This is a genomic window from Macrococcus equipercicus, from assembly GCF_004359525.2.
In the GTDB taxonomy this organism is placed as follows: Bacteria; Bacillota; Bacilli; order Staphylococcales; family Staphylococcaceae; genus Macrococcus; species Macrococcus equipercicus.
Genome location: NZ_SCWC02000004.1, coordinates 92,748 through 112,510, shown reverse-complemented (window position 1 = coordinate 112,510; position 19,763 = coordinate 92,748). Strand labels below are relative to the sequence as shown.

Here is a 19,763-nt window from a genome sequence, read left to right as displayed (position 1 = left end):
ACTGTATTTTATTGTAAAATAATTACATAAAAAACAATAAAACAGCTGATAGAAATGAGGGAGTGCACTGAAAAGCCTTGGATATCAACTATTAATGATTATCGTGCTGGTAATAGTTCTGGCAGGATGCAGTGACGACCGGAAAATAGTAGCAGAGCCGAAAGACACAAAACCACAGCCGCAGACCATGACTAAGACAGAGCTGATTCACCTGACCGCTGCCGCAAAGAACCGCCCTGCAGTGACAGCCGACAACTGGACGGTGCAGGACATCGAGTATAGACAGGTGACGTTCTACTATATAGCAGAAATAGACGAAGTGATCAAAGAGATGAGTCCGGATTTGACGACAAAGACCGCGACCGCCTATTTCAAAACGATGAAAGCAAACATAGCGGCCTATAACGAGAAGCAGAGTAAACTCCAGACCTCGAGCCGGATGACCGAAGTGAAAGGCAATGTCGGAGCAGCTAACGCCAACTATTTAAGCGCGCTCGATAAAGTCGTCACCGGCCTTCAGACGAAAGATGATGCACTGAAGGAGGAAGGATTCTCGCAGTTCGTATCGGCCCATACTTATTTGAACGCTGCCATTTATGAACTGGCTGACGCACCATCAGAAGAGACGACGGCTCCTCTGTCAGAGCAGCCGGTCATTAAAGAAACTTATACACTGGATGATTCAACCAAATAATATTATGAAAAGCGGCCGGTGCGTCATTTTATTGCGAAGTTATCAATTAATTTTGGATGACTTATGATATTCTTTAGTTAAACATCCCGCAAATCGGGTAGTGTTAATTAAAGGAGGGCTCAGACGATGACTACTTTTAAATCTGGTGGGTCTGTAGCAATTGCTTATGAAGTAACCGGTCACGGAGAACCTCTTATACTTATTCATGGAATCAACGGCAACCTTGAAATGTTTTATCACAACGTCGAAGAATTGAGTAAGCATTATCAGGTGATCACTTATGATCTTAGAGGTCACGGCAGATCGGACAGACCCCTTAACTACACAATGGATAATCATATTGATGACTGTTTTCGTTTAATGCAGCATTTGAAGCTCAAACGGGCGAATATACTCGGCTTCTCATTAGGGGCGTATATTGCGCTTGGATTTGCGATCCAATATCCTGAATACGTGAATAAATTAATTCTAGTCGGCGGTAAAGGACATGGTGAGGTCAGTTCTTATGCCCGGCTGATGATAAAGCACCGGCATGAGATTAAAGGGCTGACTAAAGAGCAGGTGCTGGATAAGCTGCATCCTTATATTTATCATAATACTGATATCGTAGACGACTGGCTGCTGAAAGTTAAAGACTATGCGACGATGACTTCGAACGAAGAAGCGATCGCCTCACGCAGCATGGCTAACTTTGATTACAGAGATGAGCTGAAGTTCATCGATAAGGATGTGCTGCTCATCGTCGGTGAGCATGACGGCTTGAATCCGCCGGAAGAGAGCGAAGCGATTGAACATGAAGTCAAACGGAGCTTCCTGCTTGAGTTTCAACACTCCGGCCATGCACCGCTCGTAGAAGAACACGCGCGGTTTAATGACACGGTCATCCGCTTTTTGAGTTAATTCACTGGGAGAGCCTTTCTGGATTGGAAAGGTTTTTTTGTGGTATATATGAGTTAAGTCGATTGAAGGAGACTAAGGCGATGGCTAACAATTATTATGACGACAGTACGATATTTGACAACTACGGTGAAATGCAGCGGTCTCAAAAAGGGCTGGAAGCAGCAGGGGAATGGGAAGCATTCAAGAAGATGATACCTGAGTTACACGGTGCACATGTCCTTGATCTCGGCTGCGGTTACGGCTGGCACTGTGAATATGCGGTCGAACAAGGAGCTGAGCGCGTCGTCGGCATCGATATTTCCGAGAAGATGCTCGAGCGGGCGAAGCAGCAGCCGCATGCAGATCAGGTGACTTACATTCAAGGGAGTCTTGATGACCTGGAGCCGCTGAACTTTGAAGCGCATGAGTTTGACGTTGTCATGAGCAGCCTTGCCCTGCATTATCTCCCGAGTTTCAGCGACGTCGTTGAAGCAGTGAAAGATGTGCTGACGATCAACGGGACGTTTGTCTTCAGCGTGGAACATCCGATCTTCACGGCGCACGGCTCACAGGACTGGCTGTACGATGAGGCCGGCAATAAAGTGAGCTGGCCGGTGGATAACTACCACCGGGAAGGCGAGCGGCAGACGAATTTCCTCGGTGAGCCGCTCACTAAATACCATAAGACCATGACGCATTACTTGAGCGTGCTGATCGACCATAACTTTGTCATTAAAGGAATTGATGAACCTGTGCCGTCAGAGCGGCTCATCAATGAGAACCCGGATATGAAGGATGAGCTGAGGCGTCCGATGATGCTGATTATTGCTGCCAGACGCAAGTAGACTGCCGGACAGGCAGTTTTTTTATGAGAAGAAAAGGGGTAGGACAATGTATAGAGGACAATACGGCATCAGATGGACGTTTTTTGTCACGGGCCTTGCGATTATCGGGCTCGGCATCGCCTTGATGCTGAGAGGGAAGCAGTTCGGACTGAGCAGCTGGGATGTGCTGCACTACGGATTGTGGAAGCAGTTCGGACTGTCGATCGGGCTGTGGAGCATTCTGATGGGGATTGTCGTTGTGCTGCTGACGATTCTCATCACGCGTCAGTATCCGCGGGTCGGCGTCTTTGTCAACATGCTGACCATCGGGACGTTTATCGATATATTCAATGGTCTGCTGCCGGACGCCCACAGCTTTGCCGCTCAGCTCATGACTTATACAGCGGGCATTGTCATCATGACGTTCGGCATCGCGCTCTATATTACACCGCAGCTCGGAGCAGGACCGCGCGATACGTTCATGCTGCTGCTCATTGAGAGAACGCGCTTTGACTTGAAGACCGCCCGCACGATCATGGAGCTTGTCGTCCTGCTCATCGGCTGGCTGCTCGGCGGACCAGTGTCAGTCGGCACGATCATCATCACCTTCATGCTCGGCCCGTTCATCCAGCTCTGGCTGCCCTATACACGGAAGCTGCTGGAAATATGGGTGAAAGCAGAACACGCACAATGAAACGAAGTCGATGTGACTTCGTCTTTTTATGTGTGTTACAATTAATAACTGAATACAACAGTATATCTTAAAATTTATATAAGCGATAAGCTGATTGAGGTGCAGAATGTTTGATAAAGAATTAGATTTAACAGCGATGGACATAGAACAGATCCGGAAGTTCGAACGTCCGCTCGCTTACTATTTAACGAAGCAGAAAAACGACTCATTGAAAGAAATATGCCGGTTCTTCGGCATTAAAGGCTATTCCGGCAAAAATAAAGAGGCGCTTGTTGCGCTGATCAATGACTTCGTGTTCAAAGACAACGCAGCGGCGGACAAAATGTTCGACGACATGGCAGTGGAAGAGTATAACGTCCTCAATCATCTGCTGATATCAGACCATTATGCGGAAGCATTCGATGCAGAGCTGGCACCGCATCACCTGATCTTCTCAGGAAGCGGCTATGCCTTCATGCCGTCAGACGTCAAAGAATACTTAAGAGCGTATGTCGTTGAGAGAAGCGGCGCAGAAGGTCAGGACGATGAAGTGAAGGCATTGGTCAGTGCGGTCAATCTGTACGGCTACTTCTCACTCGACCACTATGCGGCAGTGCTGAAGAAATACTTGAACATCGAGATGACGGCTGCTGACCTGGAGCGCGAACTGGCAGGCGTTGCGACGCTGAAAGACGGCTTTGTGCTCAACCCATTGATGTCTGAGAGCATGTTCAGCGGGCAGGGCGTGGATACCGAGCGGACGTATTACATGCCGGACACGTGGGACGAGTTCCAGCAGTACTTTGCGTTTGAATATCATCCGGAGACACGTGAGCTGACAACGCTGCTTGACCATCTGGAGCAGTACTTGACGACACCGCTGCGCCGGAAAGACTTAATAGATTCTGTCATCGTCATGATGAAGATGATGGATCATCCGAAACACTTGATGAACATCATCACCGATCTTGAGCAGGAAGGGATACTGGCATCTGTGCCGCAGCAGCCGACAGAGCTGTATTTAATCGCGGCGTTCAGAACGGTCCGCAACTGGCATCTCGGCGGCCATCAAATGCTGGAAATCGCAGCAGCAGAAGGCAGTAGACGCACAGCACCGATGCGGGTCATCAACAAACAAGTGAAGAAGAAATCAAAGAAACGCAGAAAGAACATGAATGTCAGCAGGTTCAAGAAATAACGGGTTCAAACTTACCTCTTAATCAATATATTATTATTCCCGCTATCAAATCGCTATAATAGAGGAGTAATAAAAATGAAGATAGAGGAGAGGTAGCTATGTCAGTTTATCAATTTGAAGCGACGGACAGCAAAAATGACAGTTACAAGCTGGATAAATATCGGGGGCATGTGCTGCTCATCGTCAATACAGCGAGCAAATGCGGTTTGACAGGGCAGTTCGATGGGCTTGAGCAGTTATATCAGGAGTATAAAGACCGCGGTCTTGTTGTTCTTGGTTTCCCGTGCAACCAGTTTGCGAATCAGGAGCCGGGTACTGCGGAAGAGGCAGAGGCGGCATGCCGTCTGAACTACGGGGTGACTTTCCCGATGCATGAGAAGATTGATGTCAACGGCGACAATACACATCCGCTGTTCAAATACTTGAAGAGTGAGACGAAAGGTCTGCTCGGCAGCGCCGTCAAATGGAACTTCACTAAGTTTCTTGTCGACAAAGAAGGCAATGTCGTTGAGCGTTATGCGCCGCAGACAGAGCCTGGCAAGCTGAAAGGCGATATCGAAAAATATCTCGAAGCTTAATAAGTCAATTCCCTTATATTTCTTCTTGATTATGTGTAAACTAGTAAGTAGAAGTTGAGCGTCATGAAGGAGATTTAAATGAGCAGAGAAACAAACAATAGACCTATATGGGGAACGGTGTACCGTGTCCTTAACATTGCTGTGATCATGATGATTTTAGCGCGCTGGTTCACGCCTCTGAATATCGGACTGTATATTATTCTGGCACTTGCCGCTCTACTCATTGTAGGGCTGCTTGATAGCCTGGACCGGAACCGCCTGAGAGAAAATCGCAGCCGTCATATATTTGATGCGATCATATTAGTGCTGTTCATGATCCTCTATTCGAGTTAACAAAAGCTGGCCCCACAAAGTGAGGCCAGCTTTTGTTATGCAGCAAGCTTTCTCGTATCGACACCGTATAACTGGCATAATGAATCGATGAGATCATCATCGGCGGCAGAGTGGCCGCTTTCCATGTCAGTGAGTTCTTTGTCAGTCAGTCCGGCAAAGTCTGCCGCTTCTTTAATGGAATAGCCGGCAAGGACACGCAGCTTGCCGAGCAGTGTGCATACATGGACGCTGTATTTTAAGTCAGGTGTCTGAAGCTCATTCATTCGCTCACGCTCTTTCATGTTAATATTAAATAAATTTAATCACATGAGGCTGAACGTTGCTATTAAAATGTCGTGTCATTGAGAAATTTGAATATTACCTATGTATTAATGCATATTAGCGAAAATTTCAGTTATCCCGTATACTAATGATGAAATCAGTGAAGTGGAGTGGAACTATGAAGTTATTAACGATTCTCGATTATTCAAATATTGTCGCCCTGCTGCTCAGTACAGTGCTTGTGCTCGGATTGAAGTTCGCGGGCTGGGATTCACTGGCGATATCAGCATTGATGATTTTAATGCTGCTGCTCGTTGTTGTCAACCGCTTCAAAAACAAGAAATATCGTGCAGCAGCATTACCGGTCGTTGTAACAGCGCGTGACCGCCTGTTCGGCTATGCAAGTATTGCTATCATGGTGCTGCTCTTCGTCATCGTGCTGTTATTTCCGGGCTTAAGGTAAGTCAGCAGGCATGTTCAAACATGATGGATTACAGGACAGGCTCGTCGCTGATATGAATAATCGCATCGGCATCCATTTTTATCGGGTCTTTTCCGACTTCAACAGCTGAGTAATTGTAAAATGTAATGAACTTCAATACTTTGATCAATGTCTGGTCGTTGTTCAGACTTTCAAGTATTTTGTCGAAGCCGAGTCGCCTGCAGCGTAAGCGCATGAAAGACGGGGCATTTCTGTAATCATCGTTATTGTATATGGAACATACCCAGCGGTTGCCGAGGTAATCAAAAATCTCTATATCGCGTGCTATCTCCATAAGATTTAACCTCCTGGACAATGTTTTACTTAAGTAAGAATAACACGAAAAGCCTTATAATAATATAAAAACTATTGGCGGGCTGAAGACTTATATCCAAACACATACGTTAAAAAATAATATGCTCAAATGCATTTTTTTATCTATATGAAAATAATTAATTTACATTATATTACCAGTCCATATGACGCTGGTCGTCACAGATCACGAAAACAGGGTAAAAGATGATGGATACGATATAAGGGGGAGATAGCGGTGAAAGTAACAACAGAGCGATTCGATGAATATCATGGACGCGAGGTTAAGAAGTACACGATAACGACAGACGACATGGTGTTCGCGTTTCTTGATTTCGGTGCCGCGCTTCATAGTGTCATGATGCCTGACAAAGAAGGAAGGAAGAAGAACGTCGTCATCGGCTTTTCGACAGCTGCCGACTATGTGGAGAGCGGCGGCTTCTACGGTATGACACTCGGCCGTGTCGCCGGCAGAATCGCGCACGGCACATTTGAATTGAACGGGGAGACGTATCATCTGGCTAAAAATTTAGGTGACCATCACCTGCACGGCGGCGGCACGATGAGCTACCGCGTCTATGACACGGAAGTCAGCGTCCGTGAAGACGGCAGTGAAATTGCGCTGATCATGACGACAGAAGTGAAGTCGGCAGAAGATCATTACCCGGGCAATATGCGGGTGCAGGTGACGCATACGGTCAATGACCAAAACGCCTGGACCGTGCATTATCAGGCAGTGACCGATGAAGACACACTGTTCAATCCGTCGAATCACAGCTACTTCAACTTGAACGGTATGACAGGTGACGTCACGGGGCAGTTATTGACCATTAACAGTCAGCAGGTTGCTGAGACTGATGACGAACTTATTCCGACGGGACGTCTGCTAGTACCAGACGTCGATTACAGCACTGAGCAGCGCGTGGCGGCAGGGCTCGACACACCATACGTGCTCGCCGGTGACCCGGATGACGTACGCATCACGCTCCGGGACGATGACTCCGGGCGCAGGCTCGATATTAAGACAGACCGTCCGGCAGTCATCGTCTATTCTGCAGGCGGCGTCGACTTTACAGCGTCAGACAGTTTTCATGTCGGAGACGGTGCAGCTATCGCACTTGAGACGCAGGTGCTGCCGGACGCCATCAACAAGCCTGAGCTCGGTGAAGTGAGAGTGCTCGGCTCAGAGACGTTCCAGTCATCAACCAGCTATTATTTCAGTATAGAAAAATAACCAGCTACGAGACAGCTGGTTTTTCTTTGTGCCAGAAAAAAGTGACGGCAAGCGCGGCGACTAAGACAAGCGCGCTGAAATAGAACGGATAGTTCAAGTCGATGTCGAAGAGAATGCCGCCGATCACTGGTCCGAGCACGTTGGCAAATGACGTGAAGAAGGAATTCATCCCGCCGACAAAGCCCTGCTCGTCACCTGCGATACGCGACAAATAAGTCGTGACCGCGGGACGGATCAAGTCGAAGCCGATGAACACGGTGAACGTCACAAGCATGATCATCCAGTATGTTGTGACGACTGTCATCATCACGACGAGGGCGATGGAGACAGCGATGGACCAGCGGACGATGCTGATCTCACCGATCTTGCGGGTGAGCCGTTCAAACAGCAGAATCTGTGCCGCTGCACCGACGACCGCGCCGCCGGTAATGGCAACCGCGATATCAAACGGTGTGAAGCCGAACTTATGATTGGTATACAGGCTGAAGAACGACTCGAAGGCAGCGAGGCCGAATGATGAGATCAGTATGACGATAAACGCATAGAGAAACATCGGCTGCAGTAACTTCCGCGAACTGTTCTCACCGCCTGGCGTTGTCTTCGCCTGCCGCTCAGGTTCCTGCAGTGCAAGCAGCGCCGTGACGGCAATGAGCAGGGCGATGACTGACGCCGCGAAAAACGGGACGCGGGAGCCGAAGCCTGCCAGGAAGCCGCCGATACCGGGACCGATGATCAGCCCCGTGCTGATGGCCGCTGACATATAGCCGATTGCCTTGGCGCGTGTCTGAATGCTTGTGACATCTGCAATGAACGCAGTCACTGCCGGCATGACGAGTGCCGCACTCAAGCCGCCGAGTATACGTGAGAGAAAGAGCCATTCTGTCGCTCTGCCGAGGCCGAAGAGCAGCTCAGATACGCTGAAGACAATGAGACCGACGACAATGATGACTTTCCGGCCGAGCCGGTCCACGAGCTTCCCTGTAACCGGCGAGAAGATGAGCTGCGTCAGCGCGAATGAAGCCGTCAAATAACCGACGACCGAGCCGCTGATATGCAGTTCATTCATAATCGTCGGCAGCACTGGTATGACGAGACCGATGCCGAGGAAGATGATGAACATGATGGCGAGCAAAATGCTGAGTGTTATATTCTTAGTCATAGCAGCCTCCTTAAGCTTTACTACTAGTATGACAAATCGCACGGCTTCGTCAAGGAAGTGGTCCCGGCCGGAACTATGAAATACAAAATATTCTTGAACTTTCTTTGTGTCTCGTGCGCAATTAACATATAATGAAAACAAAATATAGGAACGGGAATGATTGCCATGGATTATAGAGAAGCATTGATGAATTTAAGCGACCAGGATTTAAGATTTATATACAGCCATCTGATTGATGAAGATACTACCGATGTGCACCGCATTGAACTGATTGAATCCATCCGCCAGCTTGTGCTGTCTGAGGACTATATGACGCAGATGCTGACAATGATGCCGGAAGATGAGTATCAGCTGTACATGAATGCCGTGAATCAGGGGCATGACTTTGTGCCGCTGCCGGCAGAACGCATGCTGTTCACGCTGCAGTTCTTAATGATGTTCGAAAGCAGGAAAGGGCTGATGATTCCGCATGACCTGGTCGATGCCGTCAAGGCGCTCGACAAGAGCGCGATTGCCGCACGCCGTACGCAGGTCGACCAGGAGAAGGCATTCATTACAGGTATTATCTTCTTATACGGCTATGTGCACGAGCAGCATATCGCGAAGCTCTATCGCACTTACTTCGAGGAGCCGCTGCCGGTCGATAAGCTGGACGAGTGGATGACGATTCTCGGCTTGAAGCGCGTGAACGATATCGTGATGATGCCTGCGATCTATGACAGCTACGACGGTCAGGAGACACCGGCTTATTCACCGAACTATTACTACGAGCCGGCGACACTCGAAGAACTCGCGCAGTTTTCACGGCCGGACCATCACCGCCATACGCCTGCCATGCAGAATCTGCTCGACTTCATCGCGTTGCATACGGAAGAAGATAACCGCGAGGAAGTCATGGATACAGCAGTCTTCCTGATTGTCGCGAGCAATGATGCCAACGTGACGATGGAGGAGCTGATTGATTTATTCGCCGGCAGCTTATCAGACGAGGCGTTTGAGACGTTTGAGTCATTATACATGAAGACGCTTGAGACAACACGCCTCTGGATATACGGTGGCATGACCGTAGAAGAAGTGAAGGCGGCCGCCGATGAACGCGAGAAAGTCGAAGAAGAAGAGAAAGAGAAGAAGGTCATTAACTTCGACGTCTTCAGACAGAACTGACGATGGAACTGCTGCTGACCATATTAGTCATTGCCGGCGTGCTCTACATCGCAAGACGCGGTCTGACGATAGCCGCACTGCTCGGCCTGATGCTGCTGCACCGCGTGCTGCTCGTCGTGCTGAGAGTGACGTGGTACCATATGGACTACCGTTCAGCTGCCGCTCAATTGCTCAGCCCGTGGACGCTCATTGTCTTAGCCGCTTTAATTAGTGTGCTGATAGCGGGCAGAGTCACGCAGAAACGATACTAGAGATGAGGAAAATCAGATGAAACGACTCAGTATACTGTTAGTACTGCTGCTTGCAGCATGCGGCAATAAGACCAATGTCCAGCCGGACCATGTCGCATCAGTGCAGGAAGCGCCGGACTACGGCGCGCTGACGAAGCAGCAGCTGACCGCCTACTTTAAAGTGCTGCCCGCGGCCCTTAACGCTAAAGATTACAAGCGTATCGAACGCTATATTCAGCCGCAGTCTAAAGCGGCCGAGTATATTAAGCAGACGATGGCGACCGACCGCTTTGACCATTACACGATTAAGCGTGTAACGATCGATAAAGTCTCGGTGAAAGGGACAGCGACTGAAGCTGTCGTCACCCGCATCATGTCATCCCGTGCAACAAAAGAGCAGCTGACGACAGTCGTGACTGTATTCGACATGCGCTATGACAAGGCGGCGCGTCAGATGCGGATCACTGATTTCAACGACAGCTCCGTCCAGGTCAGTAAAAGTGATGCCGAAACTTGTGTCATGAGCGGCCTGAAGTCGCAGTGCAGCGGACTGACGGAGCATGAACTTAAGCAGTCGTACAACAAGCTTGTCACGTCAGGCAGACTTCCGCAGTCGGCGCTTACTGACTGCCTGAACTGTGCCATTAAAGATTCACTGGCGATCCAGGCGGAGAAAAGTGCCGCGCAAGTGGCCGGTCCGATGACCGTGCAGGAAGCAGTCGCACTCGTCGACCGTACTTACCGGACGCGTGTCGAACAGGCACAAGGGACTGCTGTCACTTTCACTTATCACGACAGTCAGCCGGCAGCAGATGCCGGCGGTAAATACTATGCAGTCCAGGCCACAGCTGGTAACCAGCTGGTGCAGTCGTTCAAAGTTTATCTGCATTCTCACGAAATTATCGCTGAATAACAAAGAAGAGTTCTGCGACGTTGTCGCAGAACTCTTTTATTTACTCGCCGCCGACTTCAGTCTTGTAGTCGGCATTGTCAGTGAAGCGTTCTTTCTGTTCAGTAACGAGTCCGTCGCCGTCGACATCGACACCGTCGATGCTCTGATCGAAGTCTTTCGTCAGTGCTTCAGGTTTAGTCGTGCCGCTTTCTTTCGGGTCGACACCGTCAATACTGCTGTCATATTGTTTGTTATCCTCAGTCATCATATATCCTCCCTTGTCTTACGGTCTTGTCTGACCAGCAGTCTGATGATCTCATCGTTCTGCTGAATGAGCCGCTGCTGGTTACGCTGCTGCAGAATGAGCAGCCCGGTCATCACTATCAGCAGCAGGACCGGAATTAACAGTGGCAGCAGCGCGAGGAAGAGTCCCGCCGCACTGATGCCGAACAGCCCTGTCACTATTCATCGTCCTCTGCAATCATCTCGTTATCCATCAATGGGTCAGGATCCAGTTCTTCAACGCCTGCGTCAGGTGCAACGCCTAGTGAATCGTTCACAAGTGCTGCTTCTTCCTGGTCAGTCGTTATCGTTTCATTTGTCAGTTGATTGCGTTCTGTCTCTAAACCTTCGTAGTTTTCTTCAGCCATGTTAGTCGCTCCTTTTCTGGTCATCTTCATCAAATAAGTCGTCTATCAGCTGTTCCAGCTGATTCGTATCTTGTTTATCGTCATGATGAGAGACGGACGGCGTGTCCTGCTCTTCACCGAACTCATCTTTCTCAGTCATCAGCGTTCCCCTCACTTATAAAAAAGGCACGTTGCAGGCAACGTGCGCTGTTATTATTGTTCGTCTCTTGATGTATCGTCTCTGTCCGGGCCTGCTTCCATGTCTTTTCCTGCCTCAGCATTGTCGCCATTAAAGCGTTCAGAGATCAATTCTTTCCCTTTGTCCATATATTCATCTTTATTCTCGTCGAAATGCTGTTGCCCTTTGTCTTTCAAATCATCTAAACTTTTGTTGAAATCCATTAACAATCACTCCATTTCATCTAGTTTAACTGCCCTTTATATTTACCACGTATAGCGCACGTTAAACATCAGCGCTAAATGGCGAAGTAGAGCAGCGCGACGAAATGACACGCCGCACCCATCAATATGAAGAAGTGCCAGATCATATGGAAGTAATGACGGGACTTCTGCGCATAAAACCATGACCCGATGGAATAGGCCAGCCCGCCCGCGATAATAAGCATGACAAACGTCACGCTGACTTTCGTCCACAGTATCGGAAACAAGATGATGCCGAGCCAGCCCATGATTAAATACATGGCGAGACTGACTTTCGGATTGACGTGGACAGAGAGCGCCTTGTATAAGATGCCGCCGATTGTAATGACCCACTGGATGATCATGATTGTCCAGCCGAGCCCGCCGCCGACAAGGCTCAGTGCAAGCGGCGTATAGCTGCCGGATATCGCCACGTAGATCATGCTGTGGTCGATGATGCGCATGACATATTTATGCGGAGAGTTATAAGGCATCAGATGATAGATCGCCGATGACAGAAACATCAGGAAAATACTGATGAGAAAGACGGATATACCAATCGAGAAGACCGTGCCGCCCATCATATAGCTTTTCACAGCGAAGTAGGGGAGAGAGAGCAGGATGAACAAGGCAGGTACGCCGTGCGACACTGAGTTGCCGACCTCTTCCCCGAGCTTCAGCTGCCGGATATGTTTAAAGTTATTTGCTTCCATCATTATCACCTTTAAGTTTGACCTATCATCAGTGTAACACGAAATAGCCGGCATTCAGCTGCAGATGAATCTGCAGAATAAATAAAGAGCAGCATAGTCACGCACTGATGCATTGTAGCAGTCGCTACGAGCGGCGAAATATTTACAAAAAAATAATGGTCTGCAATAAAAATTCTGAATTTACGCCGTTTGTTCGCTGCATAAACTTTATATATAGCTAATAATTACTGAAACTATAGTCGCTGACAAAGTTTTAGGGGCGAACATCAGAACTGTTCATACGCCTACGTTTAACGCTAATATTGCGATGATCTGTTCGGGATAGCAGATGACCGCTTAAGACTAAGTATGACGGTAAATGAAAGAAAACTGTAACACTGTGACAGAAAAGAATATGTCATAATGTTGTCATATCTCAAATAACGGAGGACCACTGTTTGAAGAAAAAAGTTTATATCATGGCCACTACAGCCACTGCTGTTGCAGCAGCATACAGTCATCAGGCTGAAGCAGCAACATACACTGTCAAAGCAAATGATTCATTATGGTCTATCGCCAGCAAATACAACACATCGGTCACTGCACTCAAAAAATTAAACAACTTGACTTCAAACCTGATCTTTCCGAATCAGCCTCTTGTAGTCTCAGGCACCGTGACTACTGACAAACCGGCCGCGACAACGACCGTCACAACAAAGCAGCAAGAGACAACTGCTGGATCACATACGGTGCAGTCAGGTGAAAGCCTGTATATCATCGCCATGAAATATGGCACAACATACACGAAACTGATGGAGCTGAACAACTTAAGCTCTTACTTGATCTTCCCGGGCCAGCAGCTGAAAATATCAGCCGCAGCGTCGACAACAACGACGACATCGTCGACGACAACAACGACGACAACGACACCATCATCGACAACAACAACTGCGGGCGGTACGAAGTACACGGTGCAGGCAGGCGATTACTTATCCAAGATTGCAGTGCAGTACGGCGTCACTGTTGAGCAGCTGAAGCTTTGGAACGGCCTGACATCAAACATCATCTACCCGAACCAGCAGCTGGTCGTGTCAAAAGCGGTCACGACGACCACGTCTCCAGCCAAGCAGGCACCGCAGCAGACGACGACGTCTCCAGTCTTCAATCATCCGAACTGGTATGATTACGGACAATGCACATGGTATGTGTTCAACAAACGGGCGGCAATCGGTAAAGGCATCTCGACTTACTGGTGGAATGCCAACAACTGGGCAAACGGTGCCCGTAACGACGGCTATACAGTGAACCGCATACCGGAAGTCGGTGCGATCGCGCAGACAGCGATGGGCGCACTCGGTCACGTCGCCTTCGTCGAGCGGGTCAATGCTGACGGTACGATCCTCGTCTCAGAGATGAACTACTTGACGCCGCCGACTGTAGTAGGATACAGAACACTGACACGCACGCAGCTGACGCAATACGTCTTCATCCATTAACATTGACAACACATCCTCCGGGGTGTGTTTTTTTGGCCGCAAAAATAGCACACGCAGCTGCGTGTGCTTCATTATTAGTTCTTTTCGCACGCGACATTATCATGGTCGCGGTCCAGCTTCTTCTTGTAGGACGGATGCTTGTAAGTGATGCCGTATGGATAGTACTTTCTGACTGCCGTGCAGTTTGTTAAGACTAAAGGTGCGTTCTTCAGCTTCACTGAAGTCGGGCTTGTGCTGAACACCGGTTTAGTAACGACCGGTTTAGTAACGACGGGCTTTTTCACGACCGGCTTTTTCACGGCTGGTTTTGCAGCTGCTTTCCTGACGATGAACCCTTCACCGTAAGGATTGACGTAGCCTGCTGTCTTCCAGATGCGAAGACGTGAGAGCTTCGCATGAGACTGCGCATGGTTCAGCATGCTCAAATAATGGTGCTGCTGGTAGATGTAGCCGACGCGGGCATAGCCGTTATAGACGAGTCTTTCGTTCAGCATCGTGCTGCCGCTGTACAAATACACAAGGTGGCGGCCGTAGCGGTCGGTCCTGCTGCCAGTATCATACTGGATGGACAAGTTGCCTGACTGTGCGAGTTTCGTCAAGTAGCTTTTAGCTTCCAGACTGTACGGCTGGACGGCTGTGCCGGGCTTGACGGATTCCGGTGTGTCGGTGAGCAGCAGGCGGAGCGTGATGAGCTGTCCGGTCGTCGTCTTGACTTTCAACGTGTCGCCGTCGACCGTTCTTGTATAGAAGACTTTCTGGCGGGCAGCGGCATGGGAATCCGGCAGCGTGCTGAGTGACAGTGTGACGAGCAGGAAGAAACTGAGAGCAATACGTACGAATGACATAGATTTTTTCTCCTTTTGTGTATAGAGTGCATATATTTAGCTTTTATTATACAGAATAATGAGCGTGTTAGCCTACATAATTTTTTACGGCACAAAAAAAAACTGCCCTCGCGGCAGTCTAAAAGTTGCTCATCAGTTCCTTGATCAGTGTATCGAGTGCAGCGTCGACGATTCTGTAGAGTGCCTGGCGGAGCTGTTCGACGAAATCGGTCTCTTTGTCGCGGTCTTCCTGTGTCGTGTTGAACCCTTCGCCGTCTTCGTTGACGTAACCGTCCATCGACCATATGTTAAGCTGATGCTGCTTGGCGTAACGCTGGGCGTCCTCAAGCTCTTTGAGATGGTCCTTCTGCTGATAGATGTAACCGACGCGCGCATATCCTTTACGGACGAGCTGTTCGTTGACCATTGTATCACCGCAGTACAAGTAGACGAGCTCGCGCTTATAGCGGTCGTAGCGGCCTTTCGAATCGTATTCAATCGACAGCGGGCATGTCGATACGAGTGACTCTGTGTACTTCGCCGCTTCCAAGCTGTACGGCTGGACCGGTGTGTTCGGCTTCTTCGACTCCGGCGTGTCGACGAGCAGCAGCCGGATCGTTTTTTTGCGGCCGTGCTGCTTGATGCTCAGCGTGTCGCCGTCAATCGCCCGGTCGAACGTCACCGGTATTCTCTTCGCTTCTGCGGTCGTCGTGAGCATGAGCAGACATGTCAATGTTAAGAGCAGTGCTTTCATATATAATGTCATATGATACCTCCCAAAGATTTATTCATTATAACATGAATGGATATGATAGAATAACAGGTAAATGAGGTGGAATGATGAAACAAGGTTTATTACTGACTGTCATTTTAGCGGCAGTCGCAACGCTCCTCGGCAACGCCGTACCGCTCGTCGGTGCTGCCGTGTTCAGCATCATACTCGGTATACTCGTCCGGCAGTTCGTGCCGCTGACGCGCTATGAACCCGGCATTAAGTTTGCCGGCAAGAAAGTGCTCCAGTGGGCGATCATCCTGATGGGCTTCACGCTGAGCTTCAGCACAGCAGTGACGCTCGGCGTCTCGTCACTGCCGATCACGCTGACGACGATTACAACGGCACTCATCTGCAGCTACGTCATCGGCCGCGTCATGAATATCCCGGCACGCATACGTACATTGATCGGCGTCGGCACAGCGATATGCGGCGGCTCGGCGATCGCAGCGGCAAGTCCGATTATTGAAGCGGACGATGAGGAGATCGCGTTCTCCATCTCGACGATCTTCCTCTTCAACATCATCGCTGTCTTCCTGTTCCCTGTACTCGGCCATTTGATGCATATGACGTCAGAAGGCTTCGGCTACTTCGCAGGTGCAGCCATCAACGACACAAGCAGCGTCGTCGCAGCGGGGTATACATTCAGCAAGGACGCAGGAGACACGGCGACCATCGTCAAGCTCGTCCGCGCACTCATGATTGTCCCTGTCTGCCTGCTGCTTGTCGTCATCAAAGTCAGACAGCAGACACGCACCGTCTCAGTCCGCAGGATCTTCCCGTGGTTCATCCTGTACTTCTTCCTGGCAAGCGTGATCGCAAGCATCATCCCGCTGCCGGACGTACTCGTCACCGTCATCAAGCACATCGCGGCGTTCATGATCGCGACCGCACTTGCCGGCATCGGCCTGTCCGTCGACTTGAAGTCATTCAAAGCGATCGGCTGCAGACCTGTCGCACTCGGTGCCGTCACCTGGTTCGTCGTGACCATCACGACCCTCATCATGCAGCAAATACTCGGTATATGGTAGGTGAATCCCATGCAGAAGAAACTGACCTTCACAATCATACTCGCAGTCATCGCCGTGCTGCTCCAGCAAAACAACGCAGAATAATAATCACTAGGAGGCACTTATGAGCACACATTATTTCTGGTTGAACTGCGGCTACAACCGCTTCAATCACTTCGAAGAGCTGACCGGCCAGATCTCGGTCTTTGACTCATCGGTCCACTTCAACCCGTCGGAAGGCTACACGGCGTTCAAGCGCGCACGGCTCGGCGATAAAGTCATCTTCTATCAAGTGCAGAACAAAGTCGGCCTGCTCGGCACAGGGACAGTTGTCAAATACGACGAACCGAGGCGCGGCAAGATCATCATCCACTTCAAGCTGGAAGAAAAGCTGCAGCCGCTCAAGAAAGAATACCTGGAGCGCAGCGAACAGCTGAAGACAACGCTCTACCGGATGAAAGAGCAGCTGCTCAATCCGCTCAGTGAAGAAGACTTCAACCAGATCCTTGCCGTCGGCCGCGGCGAAGAGAAGATCAACCGCTACTTCATGATGAAGGAGATGGAGAACTTCGTGAAAGACCAGGAGTACACCATCTTCGTCCGGACGGTGAACGGCATCAATCGTAACGGCTTCAAGCATTACGAGGAGATGCAGCAGGGCGATAAGGTCATCATCTATAGAACCATCCCTGAACGCGGTGTGTACGGGGTCGCAGAAGTTGTGTCAGGGATGCAGAAACTGCCCGTCATCCAAGGGCGGACCGACTCAACCGCCATCATCATCAAATACTTAGGCGACATCGAACCGAAGACCATCTATGACCTCGACCGTGAGCCGCTGCTGCGGGCGCAGTACTTCCTCGCCGAGAACTGGAACGAATCCGTGACCGAACTGACGAAAGTGCAGTACGAAGTCATGCTGGAAGAAGGCGACAAGAAGCCGGAGCCGCTGACGACAACGCCGTACCTGCACGAACTGATCAAGCAGGCGAAGCGGCCCGCAAAGCCCGTCGTCACGACAACGAAGACATTCGTCACACCGAGCGGCAGAAAGTACGAAGACAAACCCGTCACAAAGCAGGCCAGACCAATCGCGAAACCCCGAGCGACAGACAAGCGCATCCACCTGTTCATGGCAGGCCATATGCCGAACCCGCATGCCGTCGTGATGAACTACATGAAGCTCGCAGCAGACACACCTTACTACGTCGCCGATCATACGTGGACGATGGGTGTGCTCTACGGCCACTACGTCGAAGCAGAGCAAGTGACGTTCCACCCCGGCGTGCTGACGAAGCACCTGGCAGAAAACACACTCATCATCGAGAACATCGAGCAGCTGGACGCAGATGCGTGGAAGCCATTCCTCTATGCCATGCAGGGACAGACCGTCCACCTGCCGTTCCAGCATAACGGCACACCCGCGACCATCGGCAGAGACGCGACCTATAACGTCGACCCGAACTTCCGCATCGTCGGCATCACCAGCCAGACAGCAGAAGAGATCAAAGCACATTATCCCGCTGCCATGCATCCGCTGATCAAAGTGTATCAGTTCAAATAAATATGTCATAAAAGCTTATCGCCCGCGATAAGCTTTTATATTTGAAAGGTTGCAATTAAAAGATTATGATGAAAATATATTATATTCTAAAGCGGAGCAGGTGAGGCAGTGACCAACAAATTAATAGTGACAGTCTTCGTCATGACGTTTATAGCAGTGCTGCTGAACAAAACAGAAACCTTCGCAAAAGAAGTGGGGAGCGAGAACTTGCTGCTGCTAGGCATGAATACAGGCAGAATAGACATTAATGCATTGACAGCGGCATTCATCATATCCTTAATCGGGGGTATCTATATTATCGTGGAAAGAAAACGTGAGCGGTAATAAGAGTCTTTGAGCAAGGATTTTTTTAACGGGCAGGCTAGACACTTTACCAGGCAAATAACAACAATTAATTGTATAACATCTACCTAAAAATAAATTCTACTAACTGATAACAGGATGAATAAAAACATAGTCAAAGTAGTAGGTTTAGGATAAAATGTATGTACGATACTTGTAAATGTCTGTTAAAGGCAGAAAGGTAGGTAGTCATGCCTGTGAGGAAAAGTCTGGAAACATCTATGAATTTCTATGAAGTACTGGATAAAAAGTATAAACGCTTAAGCGGTTTCACGGCGCAATATAACTTAAGTATTTATGAGTTTCATCTGCTGCTTGTCATCTATAAAAGTAAGACCATACAGCTGCGGGATATTATTAAGAATGAACTGATGAAAGTGAATCAAGTGAATAAATCAGTGAAGAATCTGTACGATAAGAAGCTGATCAATAAAGTGAGACTGCCAATGGATGAGCGGACAGTGGAGCTGTCGATCAAAGAAGACAGTCTGCCTAAGGTCGAGAAGATGATCAAAGAGTTTGCACATGAAGTGGAAAAGTTGCAAGTTGAAGAACTTGTAGAAGTAAAGCAAGAGTCGTAAACATTTACGGCTCTTTTTATTATGCCTAAAAAGTTTAATATTACTATTCTGTAAAGAGTGTTTAGTTTATTAATATAATGTTAGATAAGTTGGAATATTTTTATTGTGAACTGTTTTTACTATTTAATCTTATGGAATTATTAAACTGATTAGCTACGAAAAATTTTATAAACAAATTATGAAAAATTCAATGGGGAGTTAAACACTGTATTAAACTTGTTATAGGTAAAATCTTATAAATGCTTTTCCACTACTCAGAGATATAAGATGTCCTTTTTAATGAATCTTTTAATCAGTTGATGCTGATTCTCTTTTGTTTCTCTTTTCGAGGGAGGAACAAAAGATGCGCAAAATAAACGTTAGTGACTTGTTTAAGATATTATGCAAGACAATTGAATTCAGAATCGTTGTCAGAAGTGATGTTCTTTAAGAATTGAGGGGTCAGTAGACTTACTTTGTGTAGAAGCTCAATAACTACATCAGCAACCACAATACCATTCTTTCAAATAATTTTTAAAAGG

General features: G+C 48.7%; 28 protein-coding genes. 17 read left to right on the top strand and 11 right to left on the bottom strand.

The window, feature by feature from the left end:
• Positions 1-103: 103 nt before the first annotated feature.
• From ERX35_RS07130 to ERX35_RS07100, 7 genes are all read left to right on the top strand, one after another.
• On the top strand, positions 104-694 hold the full coding sequence (locus tag ERX35_RS07130; protein WP_170234574.1) for a hypothetical protein: 591 nt from the start codon (positions 104-106) through the stop codon (positions 692-694).
• Between the two features lie 126 nt (positions 695-820).
• Complete coding sequence (locus ERX35_RS07125) at positions 821-1,594, top strand: alpha/beta fold hydrolase (RefSeq protein WP_149459232.1); 774 nt, start codon at positions 821-823, stop codon at positions 1,592-1,594.
• An 80-nt stretch (positions 1,595-1,674) separates the two neighbouring features.
• Positions 1,675-2,418: a class I SAM-dependent methyltransferase gene (locus ERX35_RS07120; protein WP_149459231.1), complete on the top strand. Its 744-nt coding sequence runs from the start codon at positions 1,675-1,677 to the stop codon at positions 2,416-2,418.
• 46 nt (positions 2,419-2,464) lie between these two features.
• The gene (locus ERX35_RS07115; protein WP_149459230.1) at positions 2,465-3,091 is read left to right on the top strand and encodes a YczE/YyaS/YitT family protein; all 627 of its coding nucleotides are present in this window, start codon (positions 2,465-2,467) and stop codon (positions 3,089-3,091) included.
• 106 nt (positions 3,092-3,197) lie between these two features.
• Complete coding sequence (locus ERX35_RS07110; RefSeq protein ID WP_149459229.1) at positions 3,198-4,268, top strand: hypothetical protein; 1,071 nt, start codon at positions 3,198-3,200, stop codon at positions 4,266-4,268.
• Between the two features lie 98 nt (positions 4,269-4,366).
• A complete protein-coding gene (locus ERX35_RS07105; RefSeq protein ID WP_149459228.1) occupies positions 4,367-4,846 on the top strand; it encodes a glutathione peroxidase in 480 nt (159 codons plus the stop codon).
• Positions 4,847-4,924: 78 nt separating this feature from the next.
• Positions 4,925-5,179 carry a hypothetical protein gene (locus ERX35_RS07100; protein ID WP_149459227.1) on the top strand — a complete coding sequence of 85 codons (255 nt, stop codon included), beginning with the start codon at positions 4,925-4,927 and terminating at the stop codon, positions 5,177-5,179.
• A gap of 35 nt (positions 5,180-5,214) precedes the next feature.
• On the opposite strand, the gene ERX35_RS07095 is transcribed toward ERX35_RS07100, so the two are convergent.
• On the bottom strand, positions 5,215-5,442 hold the full coding sequence (locus ERX35_RS07095) for a helix-turn-helix domain-containing protein (RefSeq protein ID WP_170234573.1): 228 nt from the start codon (positions 5,440-5,442) through the stop codon (positions 5,215-5,217).
• Positions 5,443-5,618: 176 nt separating this feature from the next.
• Between ERX35_RS07095 and ERX35_RS07090 the strand changes: the two genes are divergently transcribed.
• Positions 5,619-5,903: a hypothetical protein gene (locus tag ERX35_RS07090; RefSeq protein ID WP_149459225.1), complete on the top strand. Its 285-nt coding sequence runs from the start codon at positions 5,619-5,621 to the stop codon at positions 5,901-5,903.
• A 28-nt stretch (positions 5,904-5,931) separates the two neighbouring features.
• On the opposite strand, the gene ERX35_RS07085 is transcribed toward ERX35_RS07090, so the two are convergent.
• Positions 5,932-6,216 carry a hypothetical protein gene (locus ERX35_RS07085; RefSeq protein WP_149459224.1) on the bottom strand — a complete coding sequence of 95 codons (285 nt, stop codon included), beginning with the start codon at positions 6,214-6,216 and terminating at the stop codon, positions 5,932-5,934.
• Positions 6,217-6,471: 255 nt separating this feature from the next.
• Here ERX35_RS07085 and ERX35_RS07080 point away from each other — a divergent pair, with 255 nt between their 5' ends.
• The gene (locus tag ERX35_RS07080) at positions 6,472-7,467 is read left to right on the top strand and encodes an aldose epimerase family protein (RefSeq protein ID WP_149459223.1); all 996 of its coding nucleotides are present in this window, start codon (positions 6,472-6,474) and stop codon (positions 7,465-7,467) included.
• Positions 7,468-7,471: 4 nt separating this feature from the next.
• Here the strand turns inward: ERX35_RS07080 and ERX35_RS07075 are convergent, their stop codons facing one another.
• Complete coding sequence (locus ERX35_RS07075) at positions 7,472-8,626, bottom strand: MFS transporter (RefSeq protein ID WP_149459222.1); 1,155 nt, start codon at positions 8,624-8,626, stop codon at positions 7,472-7,474.
• 165 nt (positions 8,627-8,791) lie between these two features.
• On the opposite strand from ERX35_RS07075, the gene ERX35_RS07070 reads away from it, so the two are divergent.
• Genes ERX35_RS07070 through ERX35_RS07060 form a run of 3 tightly spaced genes read left to right on the top strand, consistent with a single transcriptional unit; the run spans position 8,792 to position 10,933 of the window.
• Positions 8,792-9,790 carry a hypothetical protein gene (locus ERX35_RS07070; protein WP_149459221.1) on the top strand — a complete coding sequence of 333 codons (999 nt, stop codon included), beginning with the start codon at positions 8,792-8,794 and terminating at the stop codon, positions 9,788-9,790.
• Positions 9,791-9,792: 2 nt separating this feature from the next.
• Positions 9,793-10,041 (top strand): hypothetical protein, encoded by a 249-nt coding sequence (locus ERX35_RS07065; RefSeq protein WP_149459220.1) that lies wholly within the window; start codon positions 9,793-9,795, stop codon positions 10,039-10,041.
• Between the two features lie 16 nt (positions 10,042-10,057).
• The gene (locus tag ERX35_RS07060) at positions 10,058-10,933 is read left to right on the top strand and encodes a TcaA NTF2-like domain-containing protein (RefSeq protein WP_149459219.1); all 876 of its coding nucleotides are present in this window, start codon (positions 10,058-10,060) and stop codon (positions 10,931-10,933) included.
• 40 nt (positions 10,934-10,973) lie between these two features.
• Here ERX35_RS07060 and ERX35_RS07055 read toward each other — a convergent pair whose 3' ends face one another.
• The 6 genes from ERX35_RS07055 to trhA form a co-directional block, all read right to left on the bottom strand.
• On the bottom strand, positions 10,974-11,177 hold the full coding sequence (locus ERX35_RS07055) for a hypothetical protein (RefSeq protein ID WP_149459218.1): 204 nt from the start codon (positions 11,175-11,177) through the stop codon (positions 10,974-10,976).
• On the bottom strand, positions 11,177-11,374 hold the full coding sequence (locus ERX35_RS07050; RefSeq protein ID WP_149459217.1) for a hypothetical protein: 198 nt from the start codon (positions 11,372-11,374) through the stop codon (positions 11,177-11,179). Before ERX35_RS07050 ends, ERX35_RS07055 begins: the two co-directional genes overlap by 1 nt.
• Positions 11,374-11,562, bottom strand: coding sequence for a hypothetical protein (locus ERX35_RS07045; protein ID WP_149459216.1), 189 nt, complete (start codon positions 11,560-11,562; stop codon positions 11,374-11,376). Before ERX35_RS07045 ends, ERX35_RS07050 begins: the two co-directional genes overlap by 1 nt.
• A gap of 1 nt (position 11,563) precedes the next feature.
• A complete protein-coding gene (locus ERX35_RS11435; protein WP_170234572.1) occupies positions 11,564-11,701 on the bottom strand; it encodes a hypothetical protein in 138 nt (45 codons plus the stop codon).
• A gap of 53 nt (positions 11,702-11,754) precedes the next feature.
• Positions 11,755-11,943 carry a hypothetical protein gene (locus ERX35_RS07040; RefSeq protein WP_149459215.1) on the bottom strand — a complete coding sequence of 63 codons (189 nt, stop codon included), beginning with the start codon at positions 11,941-11,943 and terminating at the stop codon, positions 11,755-11,757.
• A gap of 74 nt (positions 11,944-12,017) precedes the next feature.
• On the bottom strand, positions 12,018-12,674 hold the full coding sequence (gene trhA, locus ERX35_RS07035) for a PAQR family membrane homeostasis protein TrhA (protein WP_246143138.1): 657 nt from the start codon (positions 12,672-12,674) through the stop codon (positions 12,018-12,020).
• A 437-nt stretch (positions 12,675-13,111) separates the two neighbouring features.
• On the opposite strand from trhA, the gene ERX35_RS07030 reads away from it, so the two are divergent.
• A complete protein-coding gene (locus tag ERX35_RS07030) occupies positions 13,112-14,149 on the top strand; it encodes a LysM peptidoglycan-binding domain-containing protein (RefSeq protein WP_425463259.1) in 1,038 nt (345 codons plus the stop codon).
• A gap of 74 nt (positions 14,150-14,223) precedes the next feature.
• On the opposite strand, the gene ERX35_RS07025 is transcribed toward ERX35_RS07030, so the two are convergent.
• Positions 14,224-14,994 (bottom strand): thermonuclease family protein, encoded by a 771-nt coding sequence (locus tag ERX35_RS07025; protein WP_149459213.1) that lies wholly within the window; start codon positions 14,992-14,994, stop codon positions 14,224-14,226.
• A 118-nt stretch (positions 14,995-15,112) separates the two neighbouring features.
• Complete coding sequence (locus tag ERX35_RS07020; protein WP_149459212.1) at positions 15,113-15,739, bottom strand: thermonuclease family protein; 627 nt, start codon at positions 15,737-15,739, stop codon at positions 15,113-15,115.
• A gap of 74 nt (positions 15,740-15,813) precedes the next feature.
• Here ERX35_RS07020 and ERX35_RS07015 point away from each other — a divergent pair, with 74 nt between their 5' ends.
• The 4 genes from ERX35_RS07015 (at position 15,814) to ERX35_RS07000 (ending at position 19,242) form a co-directional block, all read left to right on the top strand.
• Positions 15,814-16,776, top strand: a complete 963-nt coding sequence (locus tag ERX35_RS07015; RefSeq protein WP_246143137.1) for a YeiH family protein — start codon at positions 15,814-15,816, stop codon at positions 16,774-16,776.
• Positions 16,777-16,879: 103 nt separating this feature from the next.
• Complete coding sequence (locus tag ERX35_RS07010) at positions 16,880-18,319, top strand: EVE domain-containing protein (protein ID WP_149459210.1); 1,440 nt, start codon at positions 16,880-16,882, stop codon at positions 18,317-18,319.
• A gap of 108 nt (positions 18,320-18,427) precedes the next feature.
• Positions 18,428-18,643 carry a hypothetical protein gene (locus tag ERX35_RS07005; RefSeq protein WP_149459209.1) on the top strand — a complete coding sequence of 72 codons (216 nt, stop codon included), beginning with the start codon at positions 18,428-18,430 and terminating at the stop codon, positions 18,641-18,643.
• 239 nt (positions 18,644-18,882) lie between these two features.
• Entirely contained in the window at positions 18,883-19,242 is a 360-nt protein-coding gene (locus ERX35_RS07000) for a transcriptional regulator, SarA/Rot family (protein ID WP_149459208.1), read from the top strand.
• Positions 19,243-19,763: the final 521 nt, after the last annotated feature.